Here is a 9,342-nt window from a genome sequence, read left to right as displayed (position 1 = left end):
ACTCTTTCGAGTTTTACTCATTCAGAAATTGAAGTGAACTTCACTTCTTCATGAGCGTTTGTAGTGCAAGCACTAGTTCCAAAGAACTTGGCAATCGCATATTCAAACGCCCACGCTTATCGGCTGTATATTTTTAAAGTTCCAACAGATTAAACCGAAGTCTTTTTCTGTCTAGCTCGCTACGATCAGCGAAGCCTTGAATTATAACAGGACTTTTTATTTCCTGTCAAACTGTGGGGGATTTAACATCAACCAACAATCTGAAATTCTTACCGCTACCCAACAACACAACTTCTATTTAGAAGCAACATCACCGAGCAGCGAAGCCTTGAATTCTACACCGGTTTTTGCCACTATGGCAAAAGTTGTGCAAAAAAGATGCTTTCTTAGTTACGGACTGGTTTGGAGTGTGCCACATCGGCACAGCACGTCACTGGGAAACCCGCTGGGCAAGGCGCGCCACTGGCAGCCTGTGCGCAGCAGATAGTTTTCGTACAAGAGCCGACCTAGCACCATCAGTACACTCGCTACCACAACCAAATAAGCTCCGGCCAGATGCTTTATTGCGAATAGGACGGGGACTCGAATACCGGGGAACATCATCATGGAATGTGGACTCCCCAATTAAAGTATGCCAAATTGGCTCTCTCCACCTTTGCGCTAAACAGCAGCGCCTTGCAATGAAGGTATGACCATTTCAGACAAGCAACATGCTTGCCCGTCGGTGCTGGCGGTGGTGGCTTGGCACCCGCAGGCTCCCACCAAACCAGCCTTGGGAGCACCATGCAATGGCTGCGGACTGTGTTGTCTGACTGCACCGTGTCCACTGGGCATGTGGGTGTCGCGGCGGCGCACTGGTGCCTGTAAGGCACTGCTGTGGAGCGATAGCCAACAGCGTTATCTGTGCGGCTTGCTGGCAAACCCAGAACAAATCACCGGATGGCATCACCCTTGGCTGCTGCGCTGGTGCAGCCAACGGGCACAGCGCTGGATTGCCGCTGGCACGGGTTGTGACGCTAACCTTGAATGGGAGAAGTTGCCGCCCACAGACTGAATGGAACTAAAAGTAACAGGGGCAACCAACCCCAACAACAACGCTGTAAAAGCTACCAACAGATGAAAAACAGGTGTTAATCCACGCGATAGAGTGGTGGCTTCTGCGTTTACCATGCTTAAGCATTGGGTACTGACAATCGCGCCCCTACCAAAGGAGAGACCAGATGACATTCATGCCATGGAGTGATGCAATTGCTGTGGGTATCAAGGAGGTGGACGAGCAACACCGGGTACTGGTGGATTTGATCAATGAGCTGCACGATGCCCTGACGGCAGAGACGCTAGACCGGGGGGCGATTGGCCATGTGCTGGAGGGGCTGATGGACTACACCATGAACCACTTCATCATGGAAGAAGAGTGGTTTGAGCGCCACAACTACCCCGATCTCTTAGAACACGAGGCGATGCACAACCACTTTACCAGCACCATCATGAGCGCCCTGACCGATTTTGAGGACGGGCAGCACCTGCCTTATGAGCTGATGGAGTTTTTAAAGCACTGGCTGCTGGAACACATCATGCGCACCGACAAGACCTACGTGCCTTTTTTGCAAGCCCACGGCATTACTTGAGTGCGCGCACCACTGCAGGTGCGGTGGCGCGATTCTTTTTTTGTAAAAAGACGCGCAGCTCTCTGTCGTTGCGACGAATGTGCAAGGACAGCCAGTCGCGCAGGGTGGTAGATAACTGAGAGGCTACTGTCATGCTGCCTTCGCGGTGTTTGCGCTGCAGCTCGTGCAGTTGGGCCACAAACAGTACGTGGGTGTGTTTGTGCCGTTCTAGGTCGGGAAACTGGGCCAAGGCCATTTCGTGCTCTTCATGGCGCAGGTGCTCTTCGGTATCGGCAATGACCCGCTCTAGCAGCTGCCCCACAATCTCGTTGCCTCGACCGTCGATAGTGGCGGTGTGCAGTGCATTGACTTGATCGACCAATTTTCGATGGTCTTGGTCAATGGTTCCATTGTCGATGACCATGTCATCAGCCCAAACAAAATAAGCCATTTTTTTCTCCTTGGGTATCTGTGTCGAATGGCCTACGAAAGTGCCATTCGGTTGGTATGGCACGGCACGCCATGACCCATTACACTTCTAGCAGCATGGGGAGTTTTTCTAACAACGCATCACGCAGCACATAAATGTCAGGGAGACGCTCTAGCACTATTTCTTCCTGGCCTTGGTGTTTGAGCGCTACCAAAGCTTCGGCCTGAGCGTGGATTTTTTGGTGCAACTGCTCAATTTTTTCCAACATAGCGTTGTCCGCATGACGCTTGCGCCCGCCCTCGTGTTGCAACCAGTGGCTAAAGCGGCAGTTTTGCAAATCTAACACGGGCGCGGTAGAACGCTCACCGCGCAGGTAGCTAGTGATGCCTGTCACCCATGCGCGGTGCTCAACCATCGCAAACAACAGTGGTAAATCGTCGCGCTGGGCGTGCGGCAGATGAAGCCAAGAAGGCTCAGGGCGCCATGTAGCTAGCCAGTTTGGCATCTCGGTTGCAGGCATAGGCCTGGCAATGGCGTAGCCTTGGCCCCACTCACAACCCAAGCGCAGCAACATCACCCCGTGCGCCACGGTCTCAACCCCTTCGGCAATCACTTGGCGCCGAAATACCCGTGCCAACCCCAACACGCCTTCGAGAATCGCCATGTCATCGGGATCATCGAGCATGTCACGAACGAAACTTTGGTCAATTTTGAGCAGTTTGGCCGGTAGGCGGCGCAGATAGGTCAAGGATGAGTAGCCGGTGCCAAAGTCGTCCAAAGCAAAGCCTACTCCCATCTCGTGGCAGGCGTCCATCAAGCGCGAGATGCCCGGAATATCGTCCAGCGCATTGGTTTCTAGCACCTCTAACTCTAAGTCACCGGCACCGATATGGGGATGCAGGGCCAACAAGTGGCGCAGCCGGGTGACAAAATCGGGCTGCTGCAATTGGCGTGCGTCCATATTGACACTGACCGGAAGGCTTAATCCCTGTGCCTTCCATGTCTCAATTTGGGCCATGGCTGTCTCTAGCACCCATTCGCCCATTTGCACCGCAAGCTCATCGCTCTCTAAGGCGGGCAAAAAGGCTGCTGGTGCCAGCACGCCACGCTCAGGGTGCAGCCAGCGAATCAGGGCCTCGGCCCCCACCACCTCGCCGGTACGCATGTTTACCTTGGGTTGGTAATACAGCGCAAACTCGTCTTTTTGCAGGGCTTGACGGATGTTTTCTAGGCCCTCATGGTGTCCACGCAGGTGGCGATCTTGCTCGGCATCAAAGACATGGTAGCGGTTTTTGCCCGTCACCTTGGCTTGGTACATGGCTTGGTCAGCTTGGCGCAAAAGTTGATCGGCATCGACCTCTTCAGACTGCGGAAAGAACGCCACACCCACGCTGGCAGACACTTGTAGTGCGACACCATCGGTCAACACGGGCTGGGCTGCGGCGATCAGCAAGCGATCGAGCACCACGCCAGCGGCCTCGTGCTGTGACAAACCAGCCAACACCGCCACAAACTCGTCACCGCCAATACGGGCAATGGTGTCACCATCACGCAGGGCGTGCTGCATACGTACCGCCAACTCGATCAGCAGCTTATCGCCCATTGCGTGACCATAGGTGTCATTGATAGCTTTAAACCCATCCAAATCCAAAAACACCACTGCTAGTTTTTTAGCATAACGCCCGGCCTGCACTATCGCTTGGCGCAAGCGGTCGGCCAGTAGCACACGGTTGGGCAGGCCTGTCAAGGCGTCGTAGTGGGCGATGTGCTCTAGACGTTTTTCGTTTTCTTTTTGCTGTGAGATATCTGAAAACAGCGCCACATAGCGCAGCACCTTGGCGTGAACATCACACACTGCGCTGATGGTGAGCATTTCGGCATAGACCTCACCACTTTTGCGCCGGTTCCAGATTTCACCTGTCCAGCGCCCTTTGTCTGACAGCTCGGCCCACATGTTGGCATAAAAATCAGCACCTTGCCGCCCAGAACTGAGCATGTTGGAGTTCTTACCAATCACTTCATCGCGGCGGTAGCCCGTAATGCGTGAAAAAGCCGCATTGACCTCAATCATGTCGCCTTGCGGTGAGGTAATCATGATGCCCTCGCGGGCATGGCTAAAGACGCTGGCCGCCAATTTGAGCTGCTCTTGGGCAGCGTTTTTCTGGGTAACGTCGGTGATGGTGCCAACGTAGTGGCGCAACTGGTGGGCGGCGTCTTTCACGGCGTTGATGCGCAGCAAAACAGTGTAAAGGTGACCCTGTTTGTGTCGATTAAAAATCTCTCCTTCCCAATGACCATAACGCAGCAAGGTGGCCCACATCTGGGCATAAAACGTGCTGTCTTGGACTCCCGACGCCATAAAACGTGGATTGAGGTTTAATGCTTCGGCAGTGCTATAGCCCGTCACGCGCTCAAAGGCGGGATTGACCGACAGGATATGGGCGTCGGGAGTCGTGATGATGATGGCATCGGAACTGCTCTCGAACACACTGGCGGCCAAACTGCGTTCTTCGTCTAGTTGCGCCTGCTGTTGGGCCAGACGTTGTTGCCGACGTAACGCAGCAAAGCCGACCACGGCCAATGCCAACAAACTAGGCACAAAAATACCGGCCAAACGCCGCGCCTCAGTGGCCCATTGGGCTAAAACGGCATCGCGATCTATCTGTGCAGCCACCACAATCGGAAAACGGCTGGAGACCCGGTAAGCGGTCAACACTTGTTGCCCAGTGGGCAGTTGTTGCTCTAGCACCCCTTGTTCGTGACGGGCAATGCCTTGGGCAAAATGACCAGCAGCACCTGCGGTTCCGGCACGTTCGTGGGGAGAGGCCGACATCAGCAGCACATCGTCGTAACGCAGCCACTGCACATAGCCGTGCTCAGACTCCATTAAGTTGCTGGCGTAGTTAATGAAGTAATCGGGGTTGATGGCCGTGAGCAGCCACTGCGTTTTTTCTGTGCCCGACAGCCTGCGCAGTACCGGCACCAAGTGAGGCTCGGTGGGCGATAGGGCTGCCGCTTGGGTGGCGATGGAGGCCGACACAAAATCGCGACCCTGCCAAGGGTTGCCAATGCGCAAAATGGGGGCCTCAGGGTTGTGCGACGGGTAAAAACCCTGCAAATCAATCACCATGCCGATATTGGCCGGGTTGGAGCTGTCGAGCACCTGCCCATGCTCATCCAGCACAGCGATAGAGCGCAGATAGGGCATAGGCCGCAGCAGCTCACGCAAGCGCGGGCCTAAATCTTTGGGCCCAATGCCGTTCTTGTACAGCGGATTGATATTTTCGGCAGCAAAATCAATCAGCTGCATAGTTTGTGTCAGATGCTCTTCAAAGTGACGGGCATGGATGACAGCTTGCGCCAAGCCGTTGCTCAGTGCATCTTCACGCAAGCGCCAAAGCGTAAAGCCCAGCGCTGATAACCAACCAATTGCAAGAACTACCGCTGAGAGCACCCACAAAACATGGCGTCGTTTGACCTCAGAAGACAGCATAAAAAGATAAATTGAGGAAACAACACAGCAGGCACTCTGTGCTTGCTACTTATTTGGCAACCACAATAGGCTCGAGTCCGTGGCGTTGGGCATTGGCGCGCAAACGACCATCACGTTTCATATCAGCCAGCACCTGCTCAACGCGCACATGCAAACGACTGTCGTGGGGGTGCATGGCCCATGCATAGGGTGTGATGTGAAAAGTGCTGTTGGGTGATACCAGCCGTGCCCAATCGCTGCGGTCGAGCATACGGCGGCTGAAGGGGTAGTCGGTCATAAACACGTCAGCCCGGCCCGATTGCACCTCTTGCTCGCGCGCCGCCGGGGTATCGACCACGCGCAACTGGGCCCATTGCAGCCGCTCTTTCATGATCGGCTCGTGCAGTGTGCCCTTGGCTACCACTACCACCGTGCCAGGCTTGTCAATATCAGCCCACGCTTGGATGCGTCGGTTGGTTTTGGTGGTGATGGCGTAGATGTCGCTGGCCAAGTGCGGCTGGGTAAAGTGCAGTTTTTCTTGGCGGGCTGGCGTGATGCCGATGGCAAACATGGCGATGTCGCAACGGTCTTGGGTCACATCTTCGACTAAAGTGGCAAACGAGCTGTCAACAAACTCGGCCTTGGCACCCAGTGCCTTGGCCAAATCGTGCGCATTGTCGATATCTATGCCGGAGAGCAGTTGCGTTTTGGGGTTGCGAAATGAGATGCCGTAGTAGTCAGGCCAAATGCACACCCGCAACGTTTGGCTGGCCTGAATGCGCTGCAAACGGCTGGGTTCGTCGGCAGCTTGGCTGTGCAGGGCAAAAACCCCCGCTAAACACAGAGCGGTGAAGGAAAAACAGCGCTTCATGGTACAAATTTACGCAAAAAAATCAAAAGCACCAAGTTCAGCTGCCTTGTAGCACCAGCGCTCTGGAGGAAGCACCATGTGCATCTCCTAGGCGAAAAACGCTGGCCGTTTGCACCAGGGTGTGCGCCTGTTGCTCCAGTGCTTGGGCAGCAGCGGCAGCCTCTTCAACCAAAGCTGCATTTTGCTGCGTGACTTGGTCCATCTGCAACATGGCTTGGTTGATTTGCTCAATGCCTTCGGTCTGGTCTTGGCTGGCGGTACCGATTTCCCCCATGATGTCAGCCACTCGACGCACGCTGACGACAATTTCATCCATCGTGCTGCCTGCTTGCTCTACGAGCGAACAACCGGCACTGACGTTGCCCACCGACGCATCAATCAGGTCCTTGATTTCTTTGGCTGCGGCGGCACTGCGCCCAGCCAAGGCGCGCACCTCAGAGGCGACTACCGCAAAACCGCGCCCCTGCTCACCAGCACGCGCCGCTTCTACCGCTGCGTTGAGCGCCAAAATGTTGGTTTGAAACGCGATGCCATCAATGACACTGATGATGTCGGCAATTTTGCGCGAGGAGGTATTGATCGCTTCCATGGTGTGTACCACTTCAGACACCACATGGCCCCCCCTGACCGCCACTTGCGCTGCCGATTCGGCTAGGGCGTTGGCATGTTTACCGCTATCAAAGTTTTGTTTAACGGTGTTGGCCAACTCTTGCATGGAGGCTGCGGTTTGCTGCAAAGCGCTGGCTTGCTCTTCGGTGCGTGAGGACAGGTCTTGGTTACCAGCCGCAATCTGCCCAGTGGCGGTGGCTATGGTGTCGCTGCCGCTGCGCACCTGCGTGACGATACGGGCCAAACCGGCGTTCATATCTTGCAGGGCTTGCAGCAATTGGCCGGTTTCGTCGGTGGAATGGACGTGAATATGGCTGGTTAAATCACCGGCTGCCACGGCCCGTGCCACTTCCACTGCGCTGCGCAGGGGGGTGGTGATGGAGCGCGTAATCCACAGGGCCAGCACGATGGCACTGAACAACCCACAGCCACCGATTATGAGCAGTAACACACGCCCGGCATGAGCTTGCTCACGGGCAATGGCACCGCTTTTGACCACTTGGCGCTGCTCTAGTTTGGCCAGTGCATCAACACGCTGCTGCACGGTATTGAGCTCAGGCAGTGTGTGAGTATTCATCTCTAGCGCGGCTTCTTCTAGCTGTCCAGCATCGACCAGCGCATTGAGCTTGGCCTGCGAGGTCACGTAGCGGCTCCGCGCCTGCTCGGCCTCGGCTAGCAGGGCCTTGGCTTCGGGCAACTCGACCAAGGTTTGCAGGGTTTTGAAAGCCTCTACAAACGTATTGCGGGCGGCCACAATCTCGGCGCGCATCTTGGCGCGGTGGGTGGCATCAGGAGCAGTCACGATCTCGATGGTGCGCCGGGTATTTGCCAAAGCGATAGTGCTCAGGGTGTTGGCTGCATCGGCCTTAACCCAATCGACTTCGATCAGTTGGCTGTTGGCATCAGCCACATCGGTAAGACAATGCAAACTGACCAGCACCATGCACAGCATCATGGCAATGAGTAGACCAAATCCGAGCGCCAGACGGGTGCCAATCAAGAGGCTGCGCCTTGGTGGCGGGGACATAGGTAACATACAAGCTTCCTTCAAAAAGGTCAAACAGAAAATTGAAAGACACAGAGAGCTCGCATTTTTGCATTACCAGACGAGATTGCCCCGATCTCTACCCACAGCAAATCTGATCCAGCGCACAAAGGTTGCCGATTTAAAGCCCCCGGCCCTTGACCAATGCCATGATTTGGGCAACATCGAGCGTGGTGGCTTTTTGCTGCATCTGCGGCAGATACTGAGTTTGCAGTTGTTTGGCGGGGGCCAGCAGGTCTTGGTAACTTGAACGCAGCACACTGGTGCTCATGCTGCGCCCACCGGCGTAGTAACGCTTGGCCAGTTGCCCCAAGGCGTAAGTAGTGGCAAACGAGAAGGCCATGCCGGTGGCGGTGCCACCGAGTTTGCCCGCTGTTTTTCCCAGAGCTTTGCCCAACATGCCACCAATGAGCTTGCGGCCAAACTGCTCCAGATACTGCGACGTGAGGCCGACCCCAGCGGCGGCAATGAATTCTTTGATATGGCCGGTATCTAACTCCACGCCATGCGCCTTGCCGATGGCGTAAACCATTTTTATCTGCAACGGGATAATAGCCATCGAGGCCCAAGACTGGGGCAATAGCTCTAGCGCGCCATTAAGGATGGCGTAGTTGAGGATGCTCTTATCCAGCTCGGCCTCTAGTGGCGGCTGGGCGGTAGCGGGCACAGGTGCGGGGGCTGCAACCATAGCTGCCGTGGTAGCCACAGCGGTAGCAGCGGCTGCCGGTGCGCCCCACTGTGCAAACAAGCCTGCTCCGGGCAAAGGGGTGCTGGCAGGTGCAGGGGCTACTGCGGGCACCGACGCAGCCCAAGCCGCTACCGTATTGGCTTGTGCTTCAAACACCTGCACCGCCTCAGTAGACAGACCACATTGGCGGCGCAAATCGGCCAAAAACAGGCGCTCTGGCTCACTTTGGCTGCCATCGGCATCACAAACGCACACCGCCATCTCGTAGGCTAGCTGGCGATGGGCCGGATCGCTTAACGCTTGCACAGCACCCGCCACCGACACCCGGCGCAATAGCACATCTTGGTACAAGGAGGTGAGTGGGTAGCCACCTTGGGCATCACAGAGAGATTCGGCCATCTGGCGAATGGTTTCGCGCTCAGTTTCGGCCTTGTGCCCATCGGCAAAGGCAGCGTACAGGGCAATGGTGAGCAAGGCACGCTGTTGTTCGAGATTCATGGCAAAACTCCTGTAGCGGTGGAACGGGTAGGGTGAACATCATGGCAGCAGACGCTCCATGCGTGGTTTCTGAATGTCTGCTCAGAGTACGGGGTCTCGGTAGCAGTTCCGCTAGGCCGCGC

At 55.7% G+C, this 9,342-nt stretch carries 7 protein-coding genes; 2 read left to right on the top strand and 5 right to left on the bottom strand.

Going from position 1 to position 9,342, the window contains the following annotated elements; genetic code table 11:
- The first annotated feature begins 688 nt into the window (after positions 1-688).
- Positions 689-1,054, top strand: a complete 366-nt coding sequence (locus tag BMX55_RS13185) for a hypothetical protein (RefSeq protein ID WP_091458464.1) — start codon at positions 689-691, stop codon at positions 1,052-1,054.
- A 166-nt stretch (positions 1,055-1,220) separates the two neighbouring features.
- On the top strand, positions 1,221-1,628 hold the full coding sequence (locus tag BMX55_RS13180; protein ID WP_091458462.1) for a bacteriohemerythrin: 408 nt from the start codon (positions 1,221-1,223) through the stop codon (positions 1,626-1,628).
- Here BMX55_RS13180 and BMX55_RS13175 read toward each other — a convergent pair.
- From BMX55_RS13175 to BMX55_RS13155, 5 genes are all read right to left on the bottom strand, one after another.
- On the bottom strand, positions 1,621-2,058 hold the full coding sequence (locus BMX55_RS13175) for a bacteriohemerythrin (RefSeq protein ID WP_143059680.1): 438 nt from the start codon (positions 2,056-2,058) through the stop codon (positions 1,621-1,623). The two genes, BMX55_RS13180 and BMX55_RS13175, sit on opposite strands and share 8 nt — an antisense overlap.
- Before the next feature lie 79 nt (positions 2,059-2,137).
- Positions 2,138-5,530, bottom strand: a complete 3,393-nt coding sequence (locus tag BMX55_RS13170; protein ID WP_091458460.1) for an EAL domain-containing protein — start codon at positions 5,528-5,530, stop codon at positions 2,138-2,140.
- 49 nt (positions 5,531-5,579) lie between these two features.
- Positions 5,580-6,380: an ABC transporter substrate-binding protein gene (locus BMX55_RS13165; protein WP_091458458.1), complete on the bottom strand. Its 801-nt coding sequence runs from the start codon at positions 6,378-6,380 to the stop codon at positions 5,580-5,582.
- A 37-nt stretch (positions 6,381-6,417) separates the two neighbouring features.
- Positions 6,418-8,025: a methyl-accepting chemotaxis protein gene (locus BMX55_RS13160; RefSeq protein WP_218144502.1), complete on the bottom strand. Its 1,608-nt coding sequence runs from the start codon at positions 8,023-8,025 to the stop codon at positions 6,418-6,420.
- Between the two features lie 130 nt (positions 8,026-8,155).
- Positions 8,156-9,220, bottom strand: a complete 1,065-nt coding sequence (locus BMX55_RS13155; protein ID WP_091458452.1) for a YcjF family protein — start codon at positions 9,218-9,220, stop codon at positions 8,156-8,158.
- Positions 9,221-9,342 lie beyond the last annotated feature (122 nt).

Origin of the sequence: Giesbergeria anulus (genome assembly GCF_900111115.1) — a bacterium.
Classification (GTDB): Bacteria; Pseudomonadota; Gammaproteobacteria; order Burkholderiales; family Burkholderiaceae_C; genus Simplicispira; species Simplicispira anulus.
Note: the sequence above shows the minus strand (reverse complement) of the source record. Positions and strands in the feature narration are given on the sequence as shown.

Coding starts and splice junctions, on each gene's coding strand:
- BMX55_RS13170 (WP_091458460.1), bottom strand. CDS start 5,530: ATGCTGTCTTCTGAGGTCAAACGACGCCATGTTTTGTGGGTGCTCTCA.
- BMX55_RS13180 (WP_091458462.1), top strand. CDS start 1,221: ATGACATTCATGCCATGGAGTGATGCAATTGCTGTGGGTATCAAGGAG.
- BMX55_RS13155 (WP_091458452.1), bottom strand. CDS start 9,220: ATGAATCTCGAACAACAGCGTGCCTTGCTCACCATTGCCCTGTACGCT.
- BMX55_RS13160 (WP_218144502.1), bottom strand. CDS start 8,025: ATGTTACCTATGTCCCCGCCACCAAGGCGCAGCCTCTTGATTGGCACC.
- BMX55_RS13185 (WP_091458464.1), top strand. CDS start 689: ATGACCATTTCAGACAAGCAACATGCTTGCCCGTCGGTGCTGGCGGTG.
- BMX55_RS13175 (WP_143059680.1), bottom strand. CDS start 2,058: ATGGCTTATTTTGTTTGGGCTGATGACATGGTCATCGACAATGGAACC.
- BMX55_RS13165 (WP_091458458.1), bottom strand. CDS start 6,380: ATGAAGCGCTGTTTTTCCTTCACCGCTCTGTGTTTAGCGGGGGTTTTT.